We start from the raw sequence: 26,152 nt of genomic DNA, 5'->3' as shown, positions 1-26,152 counted from the left end.
TCTTTACCTCCTTGCTGGTATTCGTTATTCTCGAATCATTTTGACGATATGGAAAGTCATGTGTTTCATCAGGTCGATCTTCATGCCGCTTTCGTCCAATTCCACGACGGGCCTGCCGGGATTCGCCTTATTGACGGCGCGTACCGTTCCTCTCAAGCTGCCGGATAACGTCACCCTCGTTCCGACCGGATAAGGCTGAAAGGCATGCAGGAACGCTCGCACGACGGGATATCCGTAAGATGAATCTATTTTCGACATGACGAAGTCGATTCCTTCCGAGGGCGGCCGATCGTCCGATTCCCGATCGTTCATGAAGTAGTCGAAATCGCTTGCCAGCCCGCATATTTGAGCGGCTTCCAAGAAATGTCCGTCCGATATGCCGTACGGGAATCCGCGCCCGTCGATCTGCTCGTGATGCTGGAGCACGATTCTAAGCGATTCCGCGGGAATGCCGGATTGCTTGCGCAGATAGTCGTATCCGATAAGCGGATGGTGCAGCATAAGCCGGTCGTCATGGGGGAGCGCGAGACCGACATCGTGCAAGAGGCTGCCGATCGCGATTTCTTTGAGTTTCTTTTTGGAATAACCGAGCGCTTTGGCGGCCAGCAAGGCCAAGAAACAGACGTTTAGACTATGAGAGACGAGCTCGTCGTCGCCGATGACCATGTCGCGGCAGTCGAACGTCAGCTCCGGCGCCTCCGTAACCGTCGTCGCGACGATGTCCGTCCATTCCGCGAGCGCCCGGCGAGGGAATGCGGTATGTTCCCGGAGCGAATGAAAGACGAGCGACAGCACGTCCTTGGATACGTGCATGAGATTGCGTTTGATTTCGAAAGCCGCGGATGAACGCGAGCCCTCCATTTCCACCGTTACGTATCGGTGGCCGCGGCGTTTGATACCTTCGATTAAGCTCTCGTTCAAAGCGATGCCTTGCTTGAGCATGAGTCTTCCGTCGGGCGCGTATAAGCCTTTGGCGAGCGTGTCGCCTTCCCGAAGCTCCTGAACGGGGATGATTTGCAACTTTGTTCCTCCTGTCCTGTAATACCATCTCTCTTTATAAAAAGATCGTATCATCGCGCGCCGCCGATTTCTGTAATGCAGATCACAGAAACCGACGATGCGCGGTTCACGGAAGAAGGTTGGCGGTCGATCGCCGTAGCGCTGAGAATGAAAAAAAACGAGAAGCCCGGGAGCGGATCCCGGGCTTCTCGTTATTCTTCGGTATGCAGATTAGCGCCGGTACGATCGGCCGCGATTTCGTCGCGGGAATTCGATTTGCCGTACATGTCCGCTAGCGATCGAACGATTCTCTCCATAATCTCTTCGGCGTGGTAGTAACCGCCATGCGAGCCGAGCGGGGACCATGCGAACAAGCCCGGATTGCGAACTTCGACGTCTTCCGCGACGGCGGCATCGTAACGGGCGCTTAGCGTCTTCAGAGGATAAGTTATGATGTCGTCTTTGTCGTAGAAATTGACCCATTCGCCGACGTCGGCGTGCCGCAGATTCGGAGCCGGAATGGAGATAGGCACGCCGAAGCCGTCGAATCTCATCGTCCATAACGCGATCGGGCTTCCCATCGTATAGAAATGGGTCAATGTTTCTCCCCGTTCCAAAGGGCTGCCTCCCGAATCGATGATCGCTTGAACTCGGGGAGGCATTTTGCCGTTCTGCAGATCGTACAAGTAATTGCTCGCGACGATCGTTCCGAGGCTATGGCCGATCAGGCATAACGGCGCATCGGATCCGGCTCTGGCGGATAAAGATCGCAGTTTGCCGGCGAATCGCTCGTGAATGTCGACGTAAATGAATTCATGAGGTTTCGGATCGTCTTCTTTGGGGATCGGTTGATAGGCGATCGCATCTCCCGCGAAACTGATCATAAATCCCCTGGCGTCTATCGCGCGATCCCACCGCAAACCGAAGGGGGCCATTCTTTCGATCAGTTTGTTTTCGAGCTCGTCCGTAATGTCGGCCCAATAGATGCCTTCGGAGATCAGTTCGATCTCCGGACAAACCTCATGCATCCGGCTAGCCAACGCAGCTGCCATGCCCTCGTAAAAGTCCGGTTTTTGTTTGCCGATCCCATGGATGAATCCGACGGCGATCTTCATCGCTTTTTCTCCCCTTGTCGAGCGGTTGGAGTATGAACGGGAATAAAGAAACCCCCTTACTTATAGTAAGAGGGTAAATAAAAATTTCGAAGAAGCCTCCGCGGACGGTCGAACCCAGCTCGGGTTCCGCTTCCCATCCGGAGAAGTGAATTCATAATGGAGCGGGTGATGGGAATACTCAACCTCTTCGATTGAGAGGTTCCCTTCGGGAACGATTAGAGGAAGAGGTTGACGCGCGTCCTACTCAGTGTATTCGAAGTTGAAATCACGGACGGTCGAACCCAGCTCGGGTTCCGTTTCCCATTCGGAGAAGTGAATTCATAATGGAGCGGGTGATGGGAATCGAACCCACGCCTCAAGCTTGGGAAGCTGGCGTTCTGCCATTGAACTACACCCGCGCGCTCTTACGTCCTATGATAGCATGGCAGCGTTTTTGAAATCAATCTTATCCGCGGACGTTTTTTTCCTCGCGCGTCCGTTCATGATATAATGCGAAGGTATCGCTATTCCCGCTTAACGCCGATCGGGCGTGCGGAACGCCGGGCGCGACCGGCAGACGTGGAGGGGGTTTGCCCTATGGCGGACCAAACGCTGGACAATTTGGTTTTATTTCCGAAAACGCTGGATTATTATCAGATTCAGTTGACGAAAATGTTGGAGACGGAGCGTTACGGGGACGCGAAATCGTTGCTTTCCTTCCTGTTGCAATGCCGCGGCGAAGCGGAACGTCACCATACCGAGTGGCAGGCGCTTCTAGGATGGCTGGAAGCGGCGTTTCCGGAAGCGGGCAACGGCGAGTTTTCCGGCATGTTCGATCGCGAGGAAGACGAGGACGAAGACGAAGAATCGATCATGAAGCGCAAAGTCGAAGACCGGCTGCAATCGGACGGAGAATACATCCCGCAATTATTGGCTTCCCTATATAACGGAGACGACCCCGAACAGCAAATGCTCGTTCTGGGACAGCTTATGCACGTGGCCCATCCGGATATCGAGCTTTCGCTTCGCCAATGGCTGGGAAGGGAAGAATACATTCCGCCGGTTCAGTTCAGGGCGCTGCAGGCCATCAAAAAGCAAGGAGCCACAGGTCCCGTCGCTTTCTGGAGGGACGGGGAAAGCTTGACCGTCGAAGCCTCGGATACGCCGCTCGTTTTCGCCGAATTCCCGAGAGGCATTCACCAAGTGCTGGACAGGGTGAAGGACGCGGCCGAAGTGTCCGATCCGTCGCTGTCGTACTTCGCCGAGGAAACATGGAAGGATTGCGTCGAGATCGCGTACGGCACGTCGACGTTCGCGAGCATGGCGGAAGAAGACGACGGCACCTTGGATTTCTGGAGCGCCGCGCTCCATCAATTGCTGATGGAAAGGCTTCACGGGGCGCGCGGCGACGACGGAATCCGCGATCGTTACGGCATTACCGGCGAGCTTCGGTTTCGCTACGAGCAGGCGCTTCGCTGGCTTCGGCAGTATTCCGCGGACCCAAGGCAAGGACCTTGACCGGATTCGCGAAGTATCGCCTTGAACGTCGGGCGATGTTGTTCTATAATAGAGTGGTTTATGTGAACGGCCGCCCTGATGCGGCAAGATGTTACGGAGGGGAAAGCATAAGATGACAGTGAACTGGGAAAAGATAGAGAAGAACGTTGGGGTTCTTGAAGTTGAAGTGGGAGCGGACAAAGTAACCGTCGCCTTGGACAAGGCATTCCGCAAAGTGGTACAAAAAGTAAACGTTCCGGGCTTCCGCAAAGGCAAAGTCCCGCGCAACATTTTCGAAGCTCGTTTCGGCATCGAGAGCCTGTACCAAGACGCGATCGACATTTTGCTTCCGGAAGCCTACTCCGAAGCGATCGATCAAGCGGGCATCGAACCGATCGACCGTCCGGAAGTGGACGTCGAGCAATTCGCCAAAGGTCAAACGTTCAAGTTCAAAGCGAAAGTAACCGTCAAGCCTGAAGTTACGCTCGGAGAATACAAAGGCTTGGTCGTTCCGGCCGAGAGCGCGGAAGTATCCGAAGAGGAAATCTCCGCCGAGCTTGAACGCTTGCAACAGCGCCATGCGGAGCTGGCTACGCTGGACGAAGGTCCCGCGCAGATCGGCGACGTAACGGTCATCGACTTCGAAGGATTCCAAGACGGCGTCGCGTTCGAAGGCGGCAAAGGCGAGCAATACTCGCTCGAGCTCGGTTCCGGTTCGTTTATCCCGGGCTTCGAAGAGCAAGTGGTCGGTCTGAACATCGCCGAAGAGAAAGACATCGAAGTGACGTTCCCCGAGAACTACCACGCCGAGAACCTGGCGGGCAAACCCGTCGTGTTCAAAGTGAAGCTGCACGAAATCAAACGCAAAAACTTGCCTGCCCTCGACGACGAGTTCGCCAAAGACGTCAGCGAATTCGATACGCTCGACGAGTTCAAAGCCGACCTCTCCAAGAAACTGCAAGATCGCAAAGCGAAAGACGCCGAGCTCGCCCGCGAAACGGCGATCATCGACAAAGCGACCGAAGCGGCTACGCTTGAAGTTCCGCAAGTAATGGTCGACGCCGAAATCACGCACATGATGAAGGATTTCGAAAGCCGCCTTCGCCAACAAGGCATGACTTTGGATCTGTACTACCAATTCAGCGGCCAAGACGAAGCGGCGTTGAAAGGCCAGATGCAAGCGGATGCCGAGAAACGCGTTCGCAACAACCTCGTGCTCGAGCAAATCGCGAAAGCCGAGAACATCGACGTAACCGAAGCGGACGTGAACGAAGAGCTGGACAATCTGTCCAAGCTGTACAGCCGTCCTGCCGAAGAGCTTCGCGACGTTTTCGCGGCGAACGGCTACCTGGAGACGCTGAACGCGGACTTGAAAGTTCGCAAAGCGGTTAAATTCCTCGTCGAAAGCAGCAAAACCGAGTAATCGCCGACGCTAACAAAAAACATCACGATACGGATAAGGCACGCTTAACCCGCGTGCCTTATTTTTCTCCCCAATTACATAACCTGACCGGCCGCGCCGCGAGCGATCGCCCGTTTGCGGCTCGTCAACATGACATTCCGTTTTGAACGTGATACACTATTACCGAGATTTGAAGTCTAATTAGAAAAGAGGTTGGCAACATGCTGGTACCCATGGTCGTCGAGCAAACGAATCGCGGAGAGCGGTCGTACGACATCTATTCCAGGCTCTTGAAGGACCGGATTATTTTTCTCGGGAGCGCGATTGACGACGATGTCGCCAATCTCGTTATCGCCCAACTGCTTTTCTTGGCCGCTGAAGATCCTGAGAAGGATATCCACCTGTACATTAACTCCCCCGGCGGTTCGGTAACGGCCGGAATGGGAATATTCGATACGATGCAATTTATCAAGCCGGACGTTTCGACGATTTGCGTCGGCATGGCCGCAAGCATGGGTTCCCTACTGCTTACGGCGGGCGCCAAAGGCAAGCGCTTCGCGCTTCCGAACAGCGAGATCATGATTCACCAACCGCTTGGCGGCGTGAGAGGGCAAGCGTCGGATATCAAGATCCATGCCGACTGGATCGTCAAGACGAAGCAGAAGCTGAATCAGATCTATGTCGAACGCACCGGCCAACCGTACGAGAAAGTCGAGCGGGATACCGACCGCGACAACTTCATGAGCGCGGAAGCCGCCGTGGAATACGGTTTGGTGGACAGGGTCATCACGACGTTGGCCGCGCCGGAAGCCAAGTAATGCCTGCCATGCCCTCAAGGCGCGGCACACTAACATTAGAAGCGGTTTATTAAGGAGGGTATACATGTTTAAGTTCAGCGACGAAAAAGGACAGCTCAAGTGCTCCTTCTGCGGCAAATCGCAGGATCAAGTCCGGAAACTGGTCGCCGGTCCCGGCGTCTATATATGCGATGAGTGCATCGAGCTTTGCACCGAGATCGTGGAAGAGGAACTCGGCCACGAAGAAGAGCTTGATTTGAAGGATATTCCGAAACCGAAGGATATCCGCAACATCCTCGATCAATACGTCATCGGGCAGGAACAAGCGAAGAAGTCGCTTTCCGTCGCGGTGTATAACCATTACAAGCGGATCAACTCGCAAGCGAAGATCGAAGACGTCGAACTGCAGAAGAGCAACATCATGCTCGTCGGTCCGACGGGCTCCGGTAAGACGTTACTCGCGCAAACGATGGCGAAGATCCTGAACGTTCCGTTCGCGATCGCCGACGCGACTTCCTTGACGGAAGCCGGCTACGTGGGCGAGGACGTCGAGAACATTTTGCTCAAGCTCATTCAAGCCGCCGATTACGACGTTGAGAAAGCCGAACGCGGCATTATCTATATCGACGAAATCGATAAAGTGGCGCGCAAATCCGAGAATCCTTCGATCACGCGCGACGTATCCGGCGAAGGCGTGCAACAAGCGCTTCTGAAAATTCTCGAAGGAACGGTCGCTTCCGTGCCTCCGCAAGGCGGACGCAAGCACCCGCACCAAGAGTTCATCCAGATCGACACGACGAACATCTTGTTTATTTGCGGCGGCGCTTTCGACGGCCTCGAGCAAATCATCAAGCGCCGCATCGGCAAGAAAGTAATCGGCTTCAGCTCCTCCCTCGAAGGACAGAAGGATATGAAGCCGGGCGAATACTTGTCGCTCGCGCAACCGGAAGACTTGCTTAAATTCGGTTTGATTCCGGAATTCGTCGGTCGTCTGCCGGTCATCTCGACGCTGGAGCCGCTCGACGAGCCGGCGCTCGTTCGCATCTTGTCCGAGCCGAAGAACGCTCTCGTCAAGCAGTATCAGAAGCTGCTCGAGATGGACAACGTGAAGCTGGAATTCGATAGCGGCGCCCTCGAAGAGATCGCCCGCGAAGCGATCAAGCGGAACACGGGCGCCCGCGGCCTCCGGGCGATCATCGAAGGCGTCATGCTCGACGTCATGTATGAAGTGCCTTCGCGTGACGACGTCGTCACATGCCTCGTGACCGAGAAGGTCATCAAGGATAAGATGACGCCCGAGCTCACGACCAAGAAAGGCAAGAAAAAAGAAGAGAGCGCGTAACGAGCAAAAACGCCTTCGGCGTCCTAGGATGCATACCCGAGCAGGGAACGAAGTTCCCGACCAGGGTTGAACGCCGGAGAAGCTTTGCGTAGGGATCAGATGAGTATAAGCGAGTCGAAGCTTATGCGTTCTGATCCTGCGGGAGCAGGACGACGGCCGGTCATCGGCCGCCGCCCGCGCGGAGTTCGCCGACATTGCCGGTTCCACCCCGCTTAATCGCGGGGTGGACTTTGGCGTATACAGGGGAGAAATCAACGATATGTACAAACGTACCGATACCGTCGCCGTTAAAGTCGGAAATTTGACGATCGGCGGCAACGACCAAGTGATTCTGCAGAGCATGTGCACGACGAAGACGGCCGACGTCGAAGCGACCGTCGCCGAGATCAAAAGGCTCGAGGAAGCGGGATGCCAACTTGTTCGCGTGACCGTCAATAACAAGGAAGCCGCCGAAGCGATCAAGGAAATCAAACGCCAAATCAGCATTCCTCTCGTGGCCGACATTCATTTCGACTACCGTCTCGCGCTGCTCGCCATCGAGAACGGCATCGACAAAGTCCGGATCAACCCGGGCAATATCGGCCGCCGGGAGAAAGTCGAAGCCGTCGTGAAAGCGTGCAAGGAAAAGGGAATTCCGATCCGGATCGGCGTCAACGCCGGTTCGCTCGAGAACCACCTGCTGGAGAAATACGGTTATCCGACCGCCGACGCGATGGTGGAAAGCGCATTGTTTCATATCGGCATTTTAGAAGAACTCGATTTTCACGATATTATCGTCTCTCTTAAAGCGTCCGACGTTCCGATGGCGATCGAAGCCTACACGAAAGCGGCGGAAGTCATTCGTTACCCGCTTCATCTCGGCATTACCGAAGCGGGAACGCTATTTTCCGGAACGATCAAGAGCGCGGCGGGACTCGGCGTGCTGCTGAGCGCGGGCATCGGCAACACGATGCGCATCTCGCTCAGCGCGGATCCGGTAGAGGAAATCAAAGCGGCCCGCGAGCTGCTTAAAGTATTCGGCTTGATTACGGACGCGCCGACGCTCATCTCGTGCCCGACCTGCGGCCGTCTCGATATCGACTTGTTCGCGGTCGCGAACGAGGTCGAGGACTATCTTTCGAAGCTGAAAGTGCCGATCAAAGTATCGGTGCTCGGTTGCGCGGTCAACGGTCCGGGCGAAGCCCGCGAAGCGGATATCGGCATCGCCGGCGCGCGCGGGGAAGGCATGCTGTTCAGATACGGAGAAATGATCCGCAAAGTGCCGGAAGCGGAGCTCGTGAGCGAGCTGAAGAAGGAAATCGACCAGATCGTCGCCTCCTACGAGGAAACCGGCGTTATTCCTGGTCGCAAACATGGTTAAGCTAAGCGAAAACGCTATCGGCGAGAAGCAGTCGCCGAAGAAGCTTTGCGAAGCGATCGGATGGGAGAAACGAGTTCGAAACGGAATGCTACCCGGTCGTGCGAAGAAAGCCGCCTTCGCGCTGCTTGGAGCCGGAGCTCTCGTATTGGCGGGCTGCGCGGCGAAGGAACAATCCCACTCCGAAACGCACCATGCGGCGAGCGGGGATCTCCGGGAAGTGACCGCTTCTTCGGGCGCGCTTCCTAGCTTCCTGAATAGTCAATCCTCGATCGTTCAAGTCGCCTACCAGGCGGCAGGCACGCTCGGAGACACGTTGCGCTGGATTCCTTGTTACTGCGGTTGCGGAGAAAGCGCGGGACACGAAAGCAACCTGAATTGCTTCATACACGAGATTCGCGAGGACGGTTCGATCGAATGGGACGACCACGGTACGAGATGCGGCGTCTGCGTGGAGATCGCGTTGACGACGGCCCAGCTCAAGGAGCAGGGCAATAGCGACGCCGACATCCGCCAAGCGATCGATAGCAAATACAGCCAAGGGTATGCCAAAGCGACCGATACGCCGATGCCCCCGAGCTGATCAGAACGGAATGCGGGTTGATGAATGATGTTACGTACCGGCGAAGCCAAAGAGTTCGCTCTTGATCGGCAGACGATCGAAGAGCTTTGCGGAGCGGCATCGACGATGCGCGGCGAAGCGTACATGAAGGCCGGTCAGGTACTCTCCGTCAGGAGGGAGGCCGGCGGCAATGGCTATCGCGCCATCGTCCGGGGAGCCCGGGGAGACCGCCACGAGGTCGAACTGGTCCGGACCGATACGGGAGAAATCGGGGCGTCGTGCGGTTGCGACGCCTATTCGCCGATGGCCTATTGCAAGCATATCGCCGCGGCGCTGTTGAAACTGGCCGCCGACGAGGCGGAAGCCGGCGGCGCGGACGACTCGGCCGAAGAAACGATATCGGAGAAGGATGTCCATTTGACCAAGCAAGCGATTTTCCTGTTCGATAGAGTGTTGACCCGCCAAGCGGCCGAAAGCCTGCAAGACGGCGACGACGATCTGGCGGATGCGGCGGAGCTGGAAGTCGAGTACGCGGTCAAAATCGTCAAGAGTTTCACGAACAAGCCAATGTTCGCCTTGTCGATGAAGATCGGCATCGCCCGGATGTACATCGTCCAGAAAATCAAAGATTTTCTGGCCCACGCGGAAGCGGGGACGGCGATGCCTTTCGCGAAGCACTTCTCCTACGATCCGACCGAACACGTCTTCCGGGAAAACGACGCCCGAATCGTCGCTCTTCTCGTCGAAGCAATGAAGGTCGAAGAGATATACAAGGACTTGTTCCATTCGTTCTCCTCGTATTCGCACCGGGAGGAACGGATTCTCGTCGTTCCGCCGGCGATCTGGGAGAAGCTGCTGCCGCTTCTCGAGAAGGCGAACGTCACTTACGAGGACAAAGTCGTCGGCGTGCAGAAGCTGGAATCGATGAGCGGAGCGCTGCCGATCAGCGCCCAGCTCAGCCGTGCGGGAGAAGGTTACCAGCTGGAGATCGACGGGCTGAAAAATTCGATTTTCATGGAAAATTACGGTCATGCGGTCGTGAACGGGCTGCTGTTCAAGGCCGACCCGGAGCAATTGAAGAGAATCGCGGATTTGAAGAAAATGTTCCATTACGAGAAAAACGCGCGGCTCCTCATTCCTCCCGAGCAGATAGAGCCATTCATCGATCGGGTCGTCCGCGGGTTGAAGCAAATCGTCGACGTGCGCATCTCTCCCCAGATCGCGGACAGAATCGTTAATCCGCCGCTGAACGCGCGCCTTTATCTCGACTTCGAGGACGACCGGCTACTCGCGCGGCTCGAATACGTCTACGCGGACATCGTCATCTCGCCGCTCCCGCAACGGGACGTCAAGAACGCCCGCGACGACGTCATTCTCATGCGCGACTTGGATCGGGAGAATCGCATCATGGCGCTGATCGAACGCGCATCGTTCAAGTTCAACGGCAAGGACGTGTATCTCGACCACGAGGACGACGTCTACGATTTTCTGTACGTCATCCTGCCGCAGCTCGGAGACGACGTCGACGTCGTGGCCACGGAATCGGTCAGGACGGTCATGGGGACGGTCGCTTACGAACCGAAGGCGCGACTCGACGTCGATCCGATGACGAATTGGCTGGAAGTATCGTTCGATATGGAAGGGCTGGAAGAACGGGACATTCAGCAATTGATGCGCAACCTGGCGGAGAAGAAGAAGTATTACCGGCTGCCGGGCGGGCAATTCCTGTCCTTGGAGCAGGAGAGCTTCAGGGAAATCAACCGGCTGTTCGACGAGCTGGACTTGAAGAAACCGGACATGGGGTCGGCCGACGGCAATCGGATACGGCTGCCCGCGGTGCGAGGCTTCCAGCTCATGGAGCCGTTCGGCAGCTCGACCCGTAGCGTTCAGCTCGGCAAGACGCTTCGCAAGCTGTGGGACAATTTGCGCAATCCCGACAATCTCGACTTCGATATTCCGGCCGGACTGGATCCGGTGCTTCGCGACTACCAGAAGTTCGGATTCCAATGGTTGAAGACGCTGTCCCACTACAAGCTAGGCGGCATTCTCGCGGATGACATGGGGCTCGGCAAAACGATCCAAAGCATTGCCTACATGCTGTCGGAGAAGGGCGATGCCGATGGAGCGGACGAAGGCTCCGTCCCCGAACAAGGAGCGCGGGCGCCGGTGCTTATCGTTTCCCCGGCGTCGTTGATCTACAACTGGGAACGGGAATGCAAGCGGTTCGCGCCCGAGCTTCGGACGGTCGTCGCCGCGGGAGACCGGCAAGAGCGGAGCGAGCTGCTGTCGGACATAAGCGTCGGCGACGCGGACGTGTGGATAACGTCTTATCCGCTGCTTCGGCGGGATATCGAATGGTACGAGAAACAGAACTTCCGCGCCCTGTTCCTCGACGAGGCGCAAGCGATCAAGAACCACGCGTCGCTGACGTCCCAGGCGGTCAGGCGTTTGCGGGCGGCCCAGCGGTTCGCCTTGACCGGCACGCCGATCGAGAACTCGCTCGACGAGCTGTGGTCGATCTTCGAAGCGATCTTTCCCGGGCTGTTCAGCGGGAAGAAATCATTCTCGGAACTGCCCCGGGAGAAGGTCGCGCGAATCGTTCGCCCGTTTATCCTTCGCAGGCTGAAGAACGAAGTGCTGAAGGAGCTCCCGGACAAAATCGAGAGCGTCCAGCCTTCTGAGCTGACGATGGAGCAGAAAGGACTTTACCTGGCCTATCTGGAGAAGCTGCAATCCGACGTCGTCGCCGACTTGGCGCAAGAAGGCGGCTTCCAACGGAACCGGATGAAGATTCTCGCCGGGCTGACCCGGTTGCGGCAGCTCTGCTGTCACCCGTCGCTGTTCCTGGAAGGCTACGAAGGCTCCTCCGGCAAGCTGGAGCAGCTGATGGAGATTATCGAAGAATGCCAGGGCAGCAGCAAACGGATGCTCATCTTCTCCCAATTTACTTCGATGCTCGGTTTGATCCGCAAGGAGCTCGACGATCGCGAGATTTCGACCTTTTATTTGGACGGCTCGACGCCTTCCGTCGAGAGACTCGCGATGTGCGACGAATTCAACGGCGGTTCGAAGGACGTTTTCCTCATCTCGCTGAAGGCGGGGGGGACGGGGCTGAACTTGACGGGAGCGGATACCGTCGTGCTGTTCGATCTGTGGTGGAACCCCGCGGTGGAGCAGCAGGCGGCGGACCGGGCCCATCGGATCGGCCAGAAGAAGGTCGTTCAAGTGATCAAGCTGGTCGCCCAGGGCACGATCGAAGAGAAGATCCTGGAGCTTCAACAACGCAAAAAGGATCTCATCGACGAAGTCATTCAACCGGGCGAAACGTCGGTCTCGACGCTGTCGGAAGACGACATTCGCGAGTTGCTGGAGATTAAGCGATAACTTCATAAGAAAGTCGTCGCGGTCAAGTGACTATCCTCGCCGGAATTCGGGCAATACTACCAAGTATAGCCCGGGTTCCGGTTTTTTTTGGTTGCGGCCCGAGGGCAAGACCGGGGAGGATGAGACGAGATGACTTTAAGCATGGTGCTTATGCTCGTTCAAGTGTTTTTTGCCGTCGTGATCGGCATTTATTTTTGGAACCTGCTGCGCAATCAGAAGAATAACCGCAGCGCCGTGGACAAGGAGTCGCGCAAGGAAATGGAGAAGTTGCGCAAACTCCGGTCGATTTCCTTGACGAAGCCGCTGTCGGAGAAGACGCGCCCGGCTTCGATTCTGGATATCGTCGGCCAGAAGGAAGGGCTGCGCGCCCTGAAGGCCGCGCTGTGCAGCAGCAATCCGCAGCACGTGATCGTCTACGGCCCCCCGGGCGTCGGCAAGACGGCCGCCGCGCGCGTCATTCTGGAGGAAGCGAAGAAAAACAAGCTTTCTCCGTTCCGCGCGGAAGCTAAATTCACCGAGATCGACGCGACGACGGCGAGGTTCGACGAGCGCGGCATTGCGGACCCGCTGATCGGTTCGGTGCACGACCCGATCTACCAAGGAGCGGGAGCGATGGGCGTCGCGGGTATTCCTCAGCCGAAGCCGGGAGCGGTAACGAAAGCGCACGGAGGCATTCTGTTCATCGACGAGATCGGCGAATTGCATCCGATTCAGCTGAACAAGCTGCTCAAGGTGCTCGAAGACCGCAAAGTGTTTCTCGAGAGCGCCTATTACCACGCCGAAGACACGAACATTCCGGTGTATATCCACGATATTTTCCAGAACGGGCTTCCCGCGGACTTCCGGCTTGTCGGCGCGACGACGAGATCGCCGGGCGAGCTTCCGCCCGCGCTCAGAAGCCGCTGCATGGAAGTGTATTTCCGTCCGCTTCTGCCGGACGAGATCGCGGAGATCGCCGAGAACGCGATCCGTAAAATCGGCTTCGAGCCGCGGGCAGACGCGCTCGACGTCGTGAAGCGTTATGCGACGAACGGCAGGGAAGCGGTCAACGTCATTCAGTTGGCGGCGGGACTCGCGATCTCCGAGAGCCGGCAGGAATTGGGCGCGTCCGACGTCGAATGGGTCGTCAACAGCAGCCAGTTGGCGCCGAGGCCGGACCGCAAAGTGCCCGCGAAGCCTCAAATCGGCTTCGTCAACGGCCTCGCCGTCTACGGGCCGAGCATGGGCGCGTTGCTGGAGATCGAAGTGACCGCCATTCCGGCGCCTAGCGGCAAAGGACAAATCAACATTACCGGCGTCGTGGAGGAAGAAGAACTCGGCGGCGGTCAACGAACGTTGCGTCGCAAGAGCATGGCGAAGGGGTCGCTCGACAACGTTCTAACAGTCTTGAGACGCAGCGGTTTCCATCCGGACGGCTTCGACCTGCACATCAACTTCCCGGGCGGCACTCCGGTCGACGGTCCGTCGGCGGGAGTCGCGATGGCGGTGGCGATCGCTTCGGCGATGACGAAGCAGCCGGTGGACAACAAGCTGGCGATGACCGGCGAGATCAGTATCCACGGCGCGGTGAAGCCGGTCGGCGGCGTCGTGGCCAAAGTCGAGGCGGCGTTCCAATCGGGCGCGGAGACGGTCATCATTCCGAAGGAAAACTGGCAGGCGATCTTCGACGGGCTCGAGGGCGTCAAAGTCGTTCCGGTCGACCGGCTGGAGGACGTGTTCCGCCACGTGTTCGGCGAAGAGAAGGCGTGGATGGACGAGAAATGGCGGATCGGCGAGCTGCCGCTCGGCGTAGAAGCTTTCGCGGCCGCCCCCGCCGGCGTGCTTCATGCGGGCAACGCGCGCGCGGAAACGGGCGCGACCGCCGGCGGGCGCTGGATCGAAGGGTAATATCGCATCTTTTATCAAAATAGGAGGCTGTGCCGCACGTCATTTCGGATGATTGCGGGCAGCCTCTTTCCTTGCGCCGACCGAGCGGGTTCCTTTTGGCCGGTCTCCTTTTTGCGGCGGGCGCGCGCATTTGATACAATGACTGAAGGTTTGAATTCGTTCCAGAACTGCGAGGTGCGTCAATATGGGTTCGAGCAAACAGAAAAGCCGTTCCATTCCGCTGCTGCCCTTGAGAGGGCTGCTCGTCTATCCCAGCATGGTGCTCCATCTGGACGTCGGACGGGAGAAATCCGTCAAGGCGCTAGAACAATGCATGATCGACGACCACATGATCCTTCTCTGCTCGCAATCTGAAGTCAACATCGAGGAGCCGACGCAGGAGGACATTTACCGGGTCGGCACGATCGCGAAAGTCCGGCAGATGCTCAAGCTGCCCAACGGCACGATCCGGGTGCTGGTGGAAGGCGTCAGCCGCGCCGAGATCGAGCAGTATTTGCCGAACGACGACTATTACGAAGTGCTCGCGCACGAGTTGCTCGAAGGGCAGACGAACGATTCCGAGCTGGACGCGCTCATGCGCGCCGTGTTAAGCCAGTTCGAGCATTACATCAACCTGTCGAAGAAAGTGACTCCGGAGACGCTCGCCGCCGTTACCGACATCGATCAGCCCGGCCGGCTCGCGGACGTCATCACCAGTCACCTGTCGCTGAAAATAAAAGACAAGCAAGAAATTCTCGAGACGGTCGAAGTGCGCCCGCGCCTCGAGAAGCTGCTCGACTTCCTGAACAACGAACGCGAGGTGCTCGAGCTCGAGCGCAAGATCAGCCAGCGCGTCAAGAAGCAGATGGAGAAGACGCAGAAGGAATATTACCTTCGCGAGCAGATGAAGGCGATCCAGAAGGAGCTTGGCGACAAGGAAGGCCGCGCGGGCGAAGTCGAGGAACTGAGGGCGCAGCTCGCCGAGGCGGCGTTGCCCGAGAAGATCGCGGCGAAGGTCGAAAAAGAGATCGACCGGCTGGAGAAGATGCCCGCCTCTTCCGCGGAAGGCGGCGTCATCCGCACTTACGTCGAATGGCTGCTCGCGCTGCCTTGGACGAAGTTGACCGAGGACGATCTCGACATCGCCAAGGCGGAGCAAATCCTGAACGACGAGCATTACGGGCTCGACAAGCCGAAGGAACGGGTACTCGAGTATTTGGCCGTGCAGAAGCTCGTCAAGAAGCTGAAGGGACCGATTCTATGTCTCGTCGGTCCTCCGGGCGTCGGCAAGACGTCGCTCGCCAAGTCGATCGCGAAATCGCTTGGCCGCGAGTTCGTGCGCATCTCCCTTGGAGGCGTTCGGGACGAAGCGGAAATTCGCGGCCATCGCCGGACGTACGTCGGCGCGATGCCGGGCCGCATCATCCAGGGGATGAAGAGCGCGGGCTCCGCGAACCCGGTGTTTCTGCTCGACGAGATCGATAAGATGGCCATGGACTTCCGCGGCGACCCGTCGTCCGCGCTGCTCGAGGTGCTCGATCCCGAACAAAATACGACGTTCAGCGACCATTACGTCGAATTGCCTTACGATCTATCGAACGTCATGTTCGTGACGACGGCGAACGTCGTCCACAATATTCCGCGTCCGTTGCTAGACCGGATGGAGCTTCTCCACGTGCCGGGTTACACCGAACTGGAGAAAGAGAAAATCGCCGAGCGGCATTTGCTGCCGAAGCAGAAGCGGGACCACGGCATCGAGGAAAACCAGCTAATGCTGGAGAAGGACGCTTTGCTCTCTCTGATCCGCCACTATACCCGCGAGTCGGGCGTGCGCAATATGGAACAGCAACTGGCGTCCATCTGCCGCAAAGCGGCGAAGGCGATCGTCGCCGATCCATCGGTCGCTCCGATCGTCGTCGACGACGAGAAGCTCAAGGAACTGCTCGGACCGCCGAGATTCCGTTACGGCATGGCCGAGCAGGAAGACCAGATCGGCGCCGTGACAGGGCTTGCTTGGACCGAAATGGGCGGAGATACGCTCGTCATCGAGGTGACCGTCATGCCGGGCAGCGGCAAGCTGACGCTGACCGGACAACTCGGCGACGTGATGAAGGAGTCGGCGCAAGCGGCGTTCAGCTACACGCGGAGCCGGTCCAAGGATCTCGGCATCGATCCGCAATTCCACGAGAAGAACGATATCCACGTTCATATTCCGGAAGGCGCCATTCCGAAGGACGGTCCTTCGGCGGGCATTACGCTCGCCACGGCGCTTATCTCGGCGCTGTCGAACCGCAAGGTGAACCGCTCGGTCGCGATGACCGGGGAAATCACGCTCCGCGGACGCGTGCTGCCGATCGGCGGTTTGAAGGAGAAGTCGCTCGCCGCGCATCGTGCGGGCATCACGAAAGTGCTTCTGCCCAAAGACAACGAACGCGATTTGAAGGACGTTCCGGAGAGCGTGAGGGAGAGTATGACGTTCGTGCCCGTGTCCCACATGGACGAAGTGCTGGCGCATGCGCTCGTCGAGCCGCTGGAACGAGCTTCCGGCGCCGCGGGCATCGGGAACGAGCCGCAGCAAGCGGAAGCCTCCGTGCTTCCCGCCGCGGTGAACGACGAGCCGGAGGACGCGCCGCCGCTCGGAACACATTGATGGGAGAAATAACGCGTCATGAAGATCAAGCAATCGGAATTCGTCATTAGCGCGGTCGGCCCGGCCCAATATCCGGAAGAAGGATTGCCGGAAGTGGCTCTGGCCGGCCGCTCCAACGTAGGGAAATCGTCCCTGATCAATAAAATGCTGCTTCGGCGCAACCTGGCTCGCACGAGCCAGCAGCCGGGCAAAACGCAAACGCTGAACTATTACCGGATCAACGGGGATCTCGGCGAGCTTTATTTCGTCGACTTCCCCGGTTACGGCTACGCGAGGGTGTCCAAGTCGGAACGCGAGGCGTGGGGCAAGATGATCGAGCGCTATTTGCGGGGGCGCGAGCCCCTGAAATTGGTGCTTCAGCTCGTCGATCTTCGCCACCCGCCTTCCGCCGACGATATCCGGATGTACGAATGGCTGTCCCACTACGAGATCCCGATGACCGTCGTGGCGACGAAGGCGGACAAAGTGAGCCGGTCGCAATGGCCGAAACACATGAAGATCATCCGCCAAAGCTTGGGCATGCCCGGTCACGTTCCGCTTCTTCTTTTCTCCTCCGAAACGGGACAGGGAAGAGACGAATTATGGAGCTTGATCGAGAAATCGGCCTCTCTCTCGGTCGAATCCCCCTCCGAACCCGCTAACAACGCGCAGGAAACAGAGGATAACGCGTAAAAAGCGCTCGGAATCGCGGGAGGAATCGTTTTTTGAGCGTTTTTTCCGAGAAAATCACGTTCGGAGCGCAGGAAACGGCTTGCGAATTCGCGTATAATTAGAATCAGTTAACGCGCAAGACAATCGCAAGACAATGGGAATTGAGGAGATTTTTATGGCTCAACGCGTAGCCACGGAGTATGTCAATGCCAGTCTGACAGTAACCGAAACCGAAATGCCGAAACTGATCGCCCTGTGCGAGGTCCAGCAATTAAGACTGCAAGTGTTCGTGCTGGATAACGGCAACCAGGAAGTCGTGCTCGAAGAAGACGCCGGCGGGGAAGCGATTCGCCTGCGCTTCGAAAGAATAAACGGGCAGTACAGATGCGTACTGACGTGCAGAGTCGTTCAACCGAAGCTGACCAACGCTTTGCGGAAGCTTGTCTCGACGTTCAAGGGAGACGCGGTCGTCAATCGGATTTATAACGGGTTTACGATGATTTATCATTACATTCAGGGCAGCGTCGTCCGCATCGTGGAGGACGCGGGCGCGCAGCTGAAGACGGTTTACGAATATCGGGATACGGTCGGCAAGCTGGAATCGCAGTTCCAATCGTGCCTCGTCGAGGAAGAGATCGGCCGCCTTCGCGGATCGGTCAACGAGCTTCTCGACTTGCGCAATCAGACGAAGGAAGCCGCGCTGCTAGCCGATATCGACCAAAGATTGAAGTATCATAGCCGCATGCTGTTCACGCTCGAAGCTTGAAGCGGAACGGCCGGCGCGCACGACGAAGGAGCCATGAAAATGGCTCCTTCGTCGTGCGCGCGAAAAGCGATGAATTCTCAAGCCGGGCGCGGATAAAACCAGGGGAACGAGCCTATGAAACTCGTCGAAAAAAACTGTTGCATTTACCCCGGATAGATGTTATTTTTAGATTCGTTGACAACACAATACATTAGGAACCAGGATTCACTCAAGGATATGCGATGGAGCAAATTCCCTCCAAGTGAATGACGTAGGTCCTAGCGGATGAAATCAGTTTCACATTTTATTCCTAGGAAGGGGGAACCGAAAGATGGAATACTCGACTTTCGGACGGCACGTTGCGGTAGACACATGGGGAGGAAACGTTGAGATCCTGAACAGCGCTGAACTTCTCCAATCTCACATGGTGGAGGCGGCTGAAGCGTGCGGCGCGACCGTTCTCTCGGTTCAAGCCAAACAATTCGAACCTCAAGGCGCAACCGTATTGGTATTGCTTTCGGAGAGCCACATCTCCATTCACACGTATCCGGAGAGAGGTTTTGCCGCGATCGACTGTTATACTTGCGGTGAAACGGTGGATCCCCAACTGGCGATCGACTATCTCGTCGACGTCATCAAGCCGGAGAAGACTTACGCGAAGAAGCTAGTGCGCGGACTCGGCGAAATGCAAGTCGTCGAACCGACGATCAAGCAAGTCGAGCTCGTTAAATAAGATTGCGGACGAAGCCCGGGGGAGCGATCTCCCCGGCTTTTTTATTTCCCGGGAACGCGGAATAGTAAAATCGTTATTGGCCGACAATAGGAAAAATGCGGAGACGGACGTTTTCATAAACTTTTCATATTTTGAAGGCGAGCTACCCCTCGATTATGCTATAATTAACGTTGAACTTATCGGGTCTGATCTTACTCCCATGCAGAAAGTCAGGTGATCGCCATGCATCTTATCGTCGTCGGATTGAATTATCGAACCGCCCCGGTCGAAGTCAGGGAACGTTTCGCGTTAGCCGAACGGGAGATGCCGGCCGCCCTGCAAGGGTTGAAGCAGACGACGGGTTTTCTTGAAGGAGTCATCGTCGCGACGTGCAACCGGACGGAAATCTACGCGGTCGTCGACCGGCTTCACCTTTGCGGCCATTACATTCGCGCGTTCATGGAGCAATGGTTCAACATCCCGCGCAAAGAATTTAATTCCCATTTGTACATGTACGAGGACGATCGCGCCGTGAATCATTTGTTCCGCGTGGCGAGCGGACTCGATTCGATGATTATCGGAGAAACGCAAATTCTCGGCCAAGTTCGCGACGCGTTCCTGCTTGCCCAAGAGCATCAGGCGACGGGGACGTTGTTTAACCGCTTGTTCAAGCAGGCGATTACGCTGGCGAAGAGAGCCCACTCCGAGACTTCCATCGGCGAGAGCGCCGTGTCGGTCAGCTATGCCGCCGTAGAACTCGGCAAGCGGATTTTCGGCCGGTTCGACGACAAGAAGGTCATGATCGTCGGCGCGGGCAAGATGAGCGAATTGACGGCGCAGCACCTTCACGCGAACGGCGCGAAGCAAGTATACGTCGTGAATCGGACCGTCGAGAAAGCGGAAGAACTGGCGAACAAGTTCCAAGGCACGGCGATGGCGCTCGACGCCGCGCTCGGTAAGCTGAAGCAAGCGGACATCGTCATCAGCAGCACGGGAGCGGACCGGTTCGTCCTGACTCGCAAGGACGTCGAAGCGGCGATGGCCGCGAGGCGTAACAAGCCGCTGTTCCTGATCGATATCGCGGTGCCGCGCGACATCGATCCGGCATGCGGCGAACTCGCCAACGTGTTCTTGTACGACATCGACGATCTGGAAGGCATCGTGGAAACGAACCTTGCGAAGAGACGGAAAGAAGCCGAGATTATCGAGGACATGATCGAGTTGGAGCAGGAAGCTTATCAGCAATGGTACGCGACGCTTGGCGTCAGCCCGCTTATCCGCGCGCTTCAGGAAAAGGCGGCTTCCATTCAGGAAGAGACGTTGGACAGCTTGCTCCGCAAGCTGCCGGAGCTCGACGAACGACAGGCGAAAATCGTCCGCAAGCTGACGAAAAGCATCGTGAACCAGATCATCCACGATCCGATTCTCAGGATCAAGGAAATGGCCGCCGACAAGCGGGGAGACGACGCAATGAAGCTATTCGTGCAGCTGTTCGCGCTGGAAGACGATGTCGTGCGTTTGAAGGCGGAGGCGAAAGCCGCCGAGAAAGCTCGGAAGATAAGCTCCGTCACGGCCTCGAGCGCAAGCGGCGCCGTCTCCGGAGCCGTCGAGAACGGATCGGATAAGGCCGGCGCCGCGGGCGGCGGACTCGACGTGGATAAGTTGCTGTCGCAGCTCGCTGGGGCGCTTCGATAACGCTACGGAATCTGGAGGCGTTGCCCCCCATGGTCACACAAGATTGGTTAACCGATGCGGTTCTTTATATGTATGCCCTGAGCCTGCTCTTTTTCGTTTCCGACGCCGCGTCCGGCAATCGGAGCGCGAGAAGGGTCGGAACAGGGCTGCTTGTTTTTGTTTGGGTGCTGCAAGGCGCCTTCCTGATGGCGCTGCTGTTCGACAGATTCTCGGTGCCGGCGCTTACTATTAAAGATTATTTGTTTTTCGTCTCCTGGCTGCTCGTCTCGGCGTCGTTCATGCTCAATCGGCTCATGAGGGCGGATCTGCTCGTTCTGCTCGTCAACGTCGTCGGCTTCGCGGTGCTGGCCCTCAACCTGATCGAACGGCCGAAGCACGACGCGGCGCTTCAGCCTTGGGAAGTCGCCAGGCGGCTGTTGCTCGTCCACGTCGGGCTGATCACGATTGCGTTCGCGATCTTGACGGTAACGGCCGTGCTCGGACTCATGTACCTATTCCTGCATTCCAGGCTAAAGAAGAAGAAATGGACGCAGGTCATGAACCGGATGCCCAGCTTGGAGAGGATCGACCAATACGCGTACCGGGCCGGATTGATCGGCGTTCCGCTGCTGTTGCTCTCGCTTTCCACGGGGACGGCGGCGCTGCTGACGGAAGGGACGGCCGCCGATCTGATGGACGGCAAGGTGTTGCTGTCGTTCGCGGCCGGCATCGCTTACGTCGTGTACTTGATCCGCCGGCTGGCGGGCAAGGACGACGGTTCGAAGCTCGCGGGCTGGAACTTGCTCGGCTACGGCCTTCTCGTGACCGGTTTCTTCGCGAATTCGTACTCTTCCTTTCATCAAATGATATAGAGGTAGTTCAAAAAGTCCGCTTTTGATCACGAAGTGACTCAGGATGCCTATTCGACATCGAATCTTGAATGCAGCCGGGACTTCCGGTTCTCACGTAGGTTTGCCTACGCTCCGATCCTCATTCCTTAGCTTCATCCAACCTTCTCGGTGCTGAAAACCGGTCTTTTTGAACGTTACAGAATGTTTAAGTTCGCTAATGCGTTAAAGCAGATGAAAACATTCTGTATCTGGATAAACTTCCGCTAAACGCGGTCGCTCAACTTCGAATGACTTCGATAGAAGTTTTTCTTAACACTTGATATTTAAGGAAAGCGAAAGGAGCGATCCGCATGCCGCATTGGTATCCGGTCATGCTGCGGCTCGATGGTCGAGATTGCCTCGTCGCCGGAGGCGGCGAAGTGGCCGAACGGAAGACGGAAGGGCTGCTTCAGGCGGGAGCTTCCGTTACGGTCGTCAGTCCTTCCGCGACGCGGAGGCTGTCGGAATGGGCGGCGGAGGGGCGCGTGCGCTGGCTGGCGCGGGAAGCGGCGGGAGCGGACGTCGAAGGGGCGGCGCTCGTCTTCGCGGCGACGGACAATCCTTCCGCGAACCGGATGATCGCGGATGCCGCCCGCGCGCTGGGCATTCCGGTCAACGTCGCGGACGACGGGGAGGCCGGCGATTTCCTCGTGCCGGCGACGGTGCGCCGAGGCGACTTGATTCTGACGGCGAGCGCCTCCGGCGCGGGGCCGGCGTTCGCTTCCCGTATCGCGGGGGAGCTGGCGGAAGCCTATGGTCCGGACTACGAAGATCTCGTAAAGACGCTGAAGGAGATCCGGCTCCTCGTGAAGGCGGAAGTGCCGGATGCTTCGGAGAGGCGCGCGCTGCTGCGCGCGGCGGCGGGGGACGAAGCGATCGCGATGTGGCGGTCGCGGGAAGGGATGGCAGACAAGCCGCGGATGCTGGAGGCTTTGCGGCGGATCGCGAATCGTCGCGGATCGGCGACGGAAACGAACGGTTAACGCGGATTATCGGAAGGGGATAACATAGATGCGCAATATGATCGTAGGATCGAGACAAAGCTTGCTCGCGTTGACGCAGACGAACCAGACCATCGAATTGCTGAGGGAGATTTGCGCCGCGCAGAAGCTCGACTATACGTTCGAGGTGAAGCCGATCGTCACGAGAGGCGACCGCATTCTCGACGTGACCTTGTCCAAGGTGGGCGGCAAAGGTCTCTTCGTGAAGGAAATCGAGGAAGCGTTGCTGAGCGGGGAAATCGATATGGCCATTCACAGCATGAAGGATATGCCGTTCGAGCTTCCGGAAGGACTCGTCATCGGAGCGGTGCCGGAGCGGGAAGACCCGCGGGACTGCCTCGTCGGCAAAGGAGGCCGCAAGCTCGAGGAACTGCCGGCCGGCGCGCTCGTCGGAACGAGCAGTCTGCGCAGGGCGGCGCAATTGAAGGCCTACCGGCCGGATTTGCGCATCGAATCGATTCGCGGCAACATCGACACCCGTCTTCGCAAGCTCGAAGAAGAAGGCTTCGACGCGATCTTCCTCGCGGCCGCGGGTTTGCACCGGATGGGCTGGAAAGACCGGATTACCGAATACTTATCCCCGGACATTTGTTTGCCCGCCGTCGGCCAAGGCGCGCTCGCGATCGAATGCCGCGGAACCGACGGGGAAGCGCTCTCCGTTTTGGCGAAGCTGAACGACGAACGGACGTCCCGCAACGTGGCGGCCGAACGCCGGCTTCTCGGATTGCTGAACGGAGGCTGCCAAGTGCCGATCGGCGCTTACGCTGAATCCGCGGAAGGAGCGGACGCCGGCGAAATCCGGCTGACCGGCATGGTCGCCTCTCCGGACGGTTCTCGCATGTTGAAAGAATGGGCCGAAGGCAACGATCCGTCGAACGTCGGAACGGAAGTCGCGCAGGCTCTTCTCGGCCGCGGCGCGAACGAATTGCTGGCGGAAGCGAGGGAGTAGCCGGATGGACAAAGGGAAAGTTTATTTGGTCGGCGCGGGGCCAGGTGATCCGAAGCTCATCACCGTTCGAGGCATGGAAGCGCTCGGGCGCGCGGACGCCGTCGTGTTCGACCGTCTCGCCGGACCGCAGCTGTTGAACCACGCCCGGGCGGACGCCGAAAGAATCTACGTCGGCAAGCTGCCCGACCGCCACACGATGAAGCAAGAAGAAATCAATCGGTTGCTCGTCGATCTCGCTCTTCAAGGGAAGAACGTCGTCCGGCTGAAGGGCGGCGACCCGACCGTATTCGGAAGAGTCGGCGAGGAAGCCGGATTGCTTCGCGAGAACGGCGTCGAATACGAGATCGTGCCGGGCATCACGTCCGCGATCGCCGTTCCGGCTTACGCGGGCATTCCCGTCACCCATCGGGATCTCGCCTCGTCGTTCTCGGTTATCACGGGCCACGAAAGCCCGGATAAGCTCGATCATTCGATTTACTGGGATAAAGTGACGAACGCGACGGGTACGCTCGTGTTCCTGATGGGCGTCGCCAAGCTCGATTATATTAGCGAACAATTAATGAAGCACGGCAGATCGGCGGATACGCCGGTCGCGCTCGTCCAATGGGGGACGAGGGCGGAGCAGCGGACGGTGACCGGAACGCTCGGAACGATCGTCGGCAAAGTGGAGGAAGCCGGCTTGACGCCTCCCGCGGTCATCGTCGTCGGGGACGTCGTTCGCCAACGCGAGACGCTCGCGTGGGTCGAACGAAAGCCGCTGTTCGGCCGGCGCGTTCTCGTGACGCGCGCGCGCTCCCAAGCGAGCGAGCTCGTCGCGAGAATCGACGAGCTGGGCGGGGAACCCTACGAGTTCCCGGTTATCGAGACGCGCCTGCCGACCTCGGACGAAGCGGTAGCGAATATCGAATCGGCTCTCGCGCAAGCGGAATCTTACGATTGGGTCATGCTCACGAGCGTGAACGGCGTCGACTACTTCTACCGTTGGCTCGACCGTTGCGGCGTCGACATCCGGAAGTTCGCGAGGGCGAAGTTCGCGGCCGTCGGGCCGAAGACGGCCGAGGCGCTGGCGGCGCGCGGCGTCCGGGCCGACCTGCTGCCGGAAAGCTTCCGCGCCGAAGGGCTGCTGGACAGTCTGGCGGGCGTCATCTCGCCGGGACAGTCCGCTCTGTTGCCGAGAGGCGATCTCGCCAGGGAGACGTTGCCTAAAGAACTGAAAGAGAAAGGCGTGCGCACGGTCGAGATCGACGTGTACGAAACGGCGTTGTCCGCGCAGCGCGATCCATGGCTACCGGAGATGCTGGCCGACGGAGAGATCCACGCCGTCACGTTCACGAGCTCGTCCACGGTCGTGAACTTCATTCGGGCCTTAAAGGAACTGGGCGTGGATGATCCCGTCAAGGCGCTGGACGGCGTCGATGTCGCCTGCATCGGCCCGGTTACGGCGAGAACGGCGGAAGAGCACGGGCTGACGGTGACGATCATGCCCGACAGCTATACGATAGACGGATTGGTAGAGGCGCTGGCCGCAAGCCGGAGCAAAGCGAAAGGGGAATCATTCGATGGCATTTCCGACAGTTAGGCATCGCAGATTAAGAAGCAGCGCGGCCATGCGCGAGCTGGTGAAAGAAACGATTCTCGGAGTGAACGACTTGATCTCGCCGATCTTCGTGACGGAAGGGGAAGGCGTCAAGGAAGAGATCGCTTCGATGCCGGGCGTCTATCACTGGTCGCTCGACACGCTGGAGACGGAACTGGCGGAGACGGTCGCGCTCGGCATCAAGGCCGTGCTTATTTTCGGCGTCCCGGACAGCAAAGACGCCATCGGCACGTCCGCGTTCGAAGAGAACGGCATCATGCAACGGGCGATCCGCAAAATCAAAGCGTTGTATCCGAATCTCGTCGTCGTCGCGGACACTTGCCTGTGCCAATACACGGATCACGGGCATTGCGGCGTCGTTCATACGGCGGAATGCGGCGTGACCATCGGCAACGACGATTCGCTGGAATTGCTGGCGAAGACGGCCGTATCCCAAGCGCAAGCGGGAGCGGACATCATCGCGCCGTCGAACATGATGGACGGCTTCGTAACCGCGATCCGCGGGGCGCTGGACGCCGCCGGCTTCGAGAATACGCCGATCATGTCCTATTCGGTCAAATACTCGTCGGCGTATTACGGTCCGTTCCGCGAAGCGGCCCATTCGACGCCGCAGTTCGGAGACCGCAAGACGTACCAGATGGATCCGGCCAACGCGCGCGAAGCGCTGAGGGAAGCGGAATCCGACGTCGCGGAGGGCGCGGACTTCCTGATGGTGAAGCCGGGCCTCGCTTATTTGGACATCGTTCGGATGCTGTGCGATCGATACGAGTTGCCGATCGCGATCTATAACGTGAGCGCGGAATACAGCATGGTAAAAGCGGCGGCGATGCAAGGTTGGATCGACGAGAAAGCGATCGTGTTGGAGACGTTGACCGGCATGAAGCGCGCCGGCGCGGATCTGATCATCACGTACCATGCGAAGGACGCGGCGCGATGGCTGCGGTCGGAATAACGGGGAGCGGGAAGAAAGAAGAGCGCGCATG

The 26,152-nt window shown here is 58.1% G+C and carries 20 protein-coding genes and 1 tRNA gene; 18 read left to right on the top strand and 3 right to left on the bottom strand.

Features of this window, described 5'->3' with window-relative positions; genetic code table 11:
* Nucleotides 1-24: 24 nt before the first annotated feature.
* The 3 genes from ACFPPD_RS06405 to ACFPPD_RS06395 all read right to left on the bottom strand — a co-directional run bounded on the left by ACFPPD_RS06405 (nucleotide 25) and on the right by ACFPPD_RS06395 (nucleotide 2,512).
* Complete coding sequence (locus ACFPPD_RS06405; protein ID WP_209748721.1) at nucleotides 25-1,020, bottom strand: HD-GYP domain-containing protein; 996 nt, start codon at nucleotides 1,018-1,020, stop codon at nucleotides 25-27.
* A gap of 191 nt (nucleotides 1,021-1,211) precedes the next feature.
* The gene (locus ACFPPD_RS06400) at nucleotides 1,212-2,114 is read right to left on the bottom strand and encodes an alpha/beta fold hydrolase (RefSeq protein WP_209748722.1); all 903 of its coding nucleotides are present in this window, start codon (nucleotides 2,112-2,114) and stop codon (nucleotides 1,212-1,214) included.
* Nucleotides 2,115-2,438: 324 nt separating this feature from the next.
* Nucleotides 2,439-2,512, bottom strand: a tRNA-Gly gene (locus ACFPPD_RS06395).
* Nucleotides 2,513-2,690: 178 nt separating this feature from the next.
* Here ACFPPD_RS06395 and ACFPPD_RS06390 point away from each other — a divergent pair.
* From ACFPPD_RS06390 to hemB, 18 genes are all read left to right on the top strand, one after another.
* Nucleotides 2,691-3,611: a hypothetical protein gene (locus ACFPPD_RS06390; RefSeq protein WP_209748723.1), complete on the top strand. Its 921-nt coding sequence runs from the start codon at nucleotides 2,691-2,693 to the stop codon at nucleotides 3,609-3,611.
* A gap of 112 nt (nucleotides 3,612-3,723) precedes the next feature.
* On the top strand, nucleotides 3,724-5,013 hold the full coding sequence (tig, locus tag ACFPPD_RS06385) for a trigger factor (protein WP_209748724.1): 1,290 nt from the start codon (nucleotides 3,724-3,726) through the stop codon (nucleotides 5,011-5,013).
* A 200-nt stretch (nucleotides 5,014-5,213) separates the two neighbouring features.
* On the top strand, nucleotides 5,214-5,810 hold the full coding sequence (clpP, locus tag ACFPPD_RS06380) for an ATP-dependent Clp endopeptidase proteolytic subunit ClpP (protein ID WP_209748725.1): 597 nt from the start codon (nucleotides 5,214-5,216) through the stop codon (nucleotides 5,808-5,810).
* A 64-nt stretch (nucleotides 5,811-5,874) separates the two neighbouring features.
* Nucleotides 5,875-7,131, top strand: coding sequence for an ATP-dependent protease ATP-binding subunit ClpX (gene clpX / locus ACFPPD_RS06375; RefSeq protein ID WP_209748726.1), 1,257 nt, complete (start codon nucleotides 5,875-5,877; stop codon nucleotides 7,129-7,131).
* 259 nt (nucleotides 7,132-7,390) lie between these two features.
* The gene (gene ispG / locus ACFPPD_RS06370; RefSeq protein ID WP_209748727.1) at nucleotides 7,391-8,491 is read left to right on the top strand and encodes a flavodoxin-dependent (E)-4-hydroxy-3-methylbut-2-enyl-diphosphate synthase; all 1,101 of its coding nucleotides are present in this window, start codon (nucleotides 7,391-7,393) and stop codon (nucleotides 8,489-8,491) included.
* 85 nt (nucleotides 8,492-8,576) lie between these two features.
* The gene (locus ACFPPD_RS06365; RefSeq protein WP_209748728.1) at nucleotides 8,577-9,071 is read left to right on the top strand and encodes a PCYCGC motif-containing (lipo)protein; all 495 of its coding nucleotides are present in this window, start codon (nucleotides 8,577-8,579) and stop codon (nucleotides 9,069-9,071) included.
* A gap of 24 nt (nucleotides 9,072-9,095) precedes the next feature.
* On the top strand, nucleotides 9,096-12,434 hold the full coding sequence (locus ACFPPD_RS06360) for a DEAD/DEAH box helicase (RefSeq protein WP_378081567.1): 3,339 nt from the start codon (nucleotides 9,096-9,098) through the stop codon (nucleotides 12,432-12,434).
* 129 nt (nucleotides 12,435-12,563) lie between these two features.
* Nucleotides 12,564-14,321: an ATP-dependent protease LonB gene (gene lonB / locus ACFPPD_RS06355; protein WP_209748729.1), complete on the top strand. Its 1,758-nt coding sequence runs from the start codon at nucleotides 12,564-12,566 to the stop codon at nucleotides 14,319-14,321.
* 184 nt (nucleotides 14,322-14,505) lie between these two features.
* Nucleotides 14,506-16,950 (top strand): endopeptidase La, encoded by a 2,445-nt coding sequence (gene lon, locus ACFPPD_RS06350; RefSeq protein ID WP_209748730.1) that lies wholly within the window; start codon nucleotides 14,506-14,508, stop codon nucleotides 16,948-16,950.
* 18 nt (nucleotides 16,951-16,968) lie between these two features.
* Nucleotides 16,969-17,622 carry a ribosome biogenesis GTP-binding protein YihA/YsxC gene (gene yihA, locus ACFPPD_RS06345; protein ID WP_209748731.1) on the top strand — a complete coding sequence of 218 codons (654 nt, stop codon included), beginning with the start codon at nucleotides 16,969-16,971 and terminating at the stop codon, nucleotides 17,620-17,622.
* A 154-nt stretch (nucleotides 17,623-17,776) separates the two neighbouring features.
* On the top strand, nucleotides 17,777-18,367 hold the full coding sequence (locus tag ACFPPD_RS06340; RefSeq protein WP_209748732.1) for a non-ribosomal peptide synthetase module: 591 nt from the start codon (nucleotides 17,777-17,779) through the stop codon (nucleotides 18,365-18,367).
* 310 nt (nucleotides 18,368-18,677) lie between these two features.
* Nucleotides 18,678-19,079 carry an adenosylmethionine decarboxylase gene (gene speD / locus ACFPPD_RS06335; protein WP_209748733.1) on the top strand — a complete coding sequence of 134 codons (402 nt, stop codon included), beginning with the start codon at nucleotides 18,678-18,680 and terminating at the stop codon, nucleotides 19,077-19,079.
* Between the two features lie 222 nt (nucleotides 19,080-19,301).
* Nucleotides 19,302-20,753, top strand: coding sequence for a glutamyl-tRNA reductase (gene hemA / locus ACFPPD_RS06330; RefSeq protein WP_209748761.1), 1,452 nt, complete (start codon nucleotides 19,302-19,304; stop codon nucleotides 20,751-20,753).
* Nucleotides 20,754-20,782: 29 nt separating this feature from the next.
* Nucleotides 20,783-21,604 carry a cytochrome c biogenesis protein CcsA gene (gene ccsA / locus ACFPPD_RS06325; RefSeq protein ID WP_209748734.1) on the top strand — a complete coding sequence of 274 codons (822 nt, stop codon included), beginning with the start codon at nucleotides 20,783-20,785 and terminating at the stop codon, nucleotides 21,602-21,604.
* 329 nt (nucleotides 21,605-21,933) lie between these two features.
* Nucleotides 21,934-22,605 (top strand): precorrin-2 dehydrogenase/sirohydrochlorin ferrochelatase family protein, encoded by a 672-nt coding sequence (locus ACFPPD_RS06320; protein WP_209748735.1) that lies wholly within the window; start codon nucleotides 21,934-21,936, stop codon nucleotides 22,603-22,605.
* A 28-nt stretch (nucleotides 22,606-22,633) separates the two neighbouring features.
* Nucleotides 22,634-23,572, top strand: a complete 939-nt coding sequence (gene hemC / locus ACFPPD_RS06315; protein ID WP_209748736.1) for a hydroxymethylbilane synthase — start codon at nucleotides 22,634-22,636, stop codon at nucleotides 23,570-23,572.
* Nucleotides 23,573-23,576: 4 nt separating this feature from the next.
* The gene (gene cobA / locus ACFPPD_RS06310; protein ID WP_209748737.1) at nucleotides 23,577-25,151 is read left to right on the top strand and encodes a uroporphyrinogen-III C-methyltransferase; all 1,575 of its coding nucleotides are present in this window, start codon (nucleotides 23,577-23,579) and stop codon (nucleotides 25,149-25,151) included.
* Nucleotides 25,132-26,121 carry a porphobilinogen synthase gene (gene hemB, locus ACFPPD_RS06305; RefSeq protein ID WP_209748738.1) on the top strand — a complete coding sequence of 330 codons (990 nt, stop codon included), beginning with the start codon at nucleotides 25,132-25,134 and terminating at the stop codon, nucleotides 26,119-26,121. Before cobA ends, hemB begins: the two co-directional genes overlap by 20 nt.
* Nucleotides 26,122-26,152 lie beyond the last annotated feature (31 nt).

The sequence above is a fragment of the Cohnella suwonensis genome (genome assembly GCF_042655365.1).
GTDB lineage: Bacteria > Bacillota > Bacilli > Paenibacillales > Paenibacillaceae > Cohnella > Cohnella suwonensis.
This window is presented reverse-complemented; position numbering and strand designations above follow the sequence as displayed.

Excerpts from the sequence above, each read along its gene's own strand:
- lonB (WP_209748729.1), top strand. The coding sequence starts at position 12,564 with ATGACTTTAAGCATGGTGCTTATGCTCGTTCAAGTGTTTTTTGCCGTC.
- hemB (WP_209748738.1), top strand. The coding sequence starts at position 25,132 with ATGGCATTTCCGACAGTTAGGCATCGCAGATTAAGAAGCAGCGCGGCC.
- yihA (WP_209748731.1), top strand. The coding sequence starts at position 16,969 with ATGAAGATCAAGCAATCGGAATTCGTCATTAGCGCGGTCGGCCCGGCC.
- cobA (WP_209748737.1), top strand. The coding sequence starts at position 23,577 with ATGGACAAAGGGAAAGTTTATTTGGTCGGCGCGGGGCCAGGTGATCCG.
- speD (WP_209748733.1), top strand. The coding sequence starts at position 18,678 with ATGGAATACTCGACTTTCGGACGGCACGTTGCGGTAGACACATGGGGA.
- clpX (WP_209748726.1), top strand. The coding sequence starts at position 5,875 with ATGTTTAAGTTCAGCGACGAAAAAGGACAGCTCAAGTGCTCCTTCTGC.
- ccsA (WP_209748734.1), top strand. The coding sequence starts at position 20,783 with ATGGTCACACAAGATTGGTTAACCGATGCGGTTCTTTATATGTATGCC.
- tig (WP_209748724.1), top strand. The coding sequence starts at position 3,724 with ATGACAGTGAACTGGGAAAAGATAGAGAAGAACGTTGGGGTTCTTGAA.
- hemA (WP_209748761.1), top strand. The coding sequence starts at position 19,302 with ATGCATCTTATCGTCGTCGGATTGAATTATCGAACCGCCCCGGTCGAA.
- lon (WP_209748730.1), top strand. The coding sequence starts at position 14,506 with ATGGGTTCGAGCAAACAGAAAAGCCGTTCCATTCCGCTGCTGCCCTTG.
- clpP (WP_209748725.1), top strand. The coding sequence starts at position 5,214 with ATGCTGGTACCCATGGTCGTCGAGCAAACGAATCGCGGAGAGCGGTCG.
- ACFPPD_RS06400 (WP_209748722.1), bottom strand. The coding sequence starts at position 2,114 with ATGAAGATCGCCGTCGGATTCATCCATGGGATCGGCAAACAAAAACCG.
- hemC (WP_209748736.1), top strand. The coding sequence starts at position 22,634 with ATGCGCAATATGATCGTAGGATCGAGACAAAGCTTGCTCGCGTTGACG.
- ACFPPD_RS06360 (WP_378081567.1), top strand. The coding sequence starts at position 9,096 with ATGATGTTACGTACCGGCGAAGCCAAAGAGTTCGCTCTTGATCGGCAG.
- ACFPPD_RS06365 (WP_209748728.1), top strand. The coding sequence starts at position 8,577 with ATGCTACCCGGTCGTGCGAAGAAAGCCGCCTTCGCGCTGCTTGGAGCC.
- ACFPPD_RS06320 (WP_209748735.1), top strand. The coding sequence starts at position 21,934 with ATGCCGCATTGGTATCCGGTCATGCTGCGGCTCGATGGTCGAGATTGC.
- ispG (WP_209748727.1), top strand. The coding sequence starts at position 7,391 with ATGTACAAACGTACCGATACCGTCGCCGTTAAAGTCGGAAATTTGACG.
- ACFPPD_RS06390 (WP_209748723.1), top strand. The coding sequence starts at position 2,691 with ATGGCGGACCAAACGCTGGACAATTTGGTTTTATTTCCGAAAACGCTG.
- ACFPPD_RS06340 (WP_209748732.1), top strand. The coding sequence starts at position 17,777 with ATGGCTCAACGCGTAGCCACGGAGTATGTCAATGCCAGTCTGACAGTA.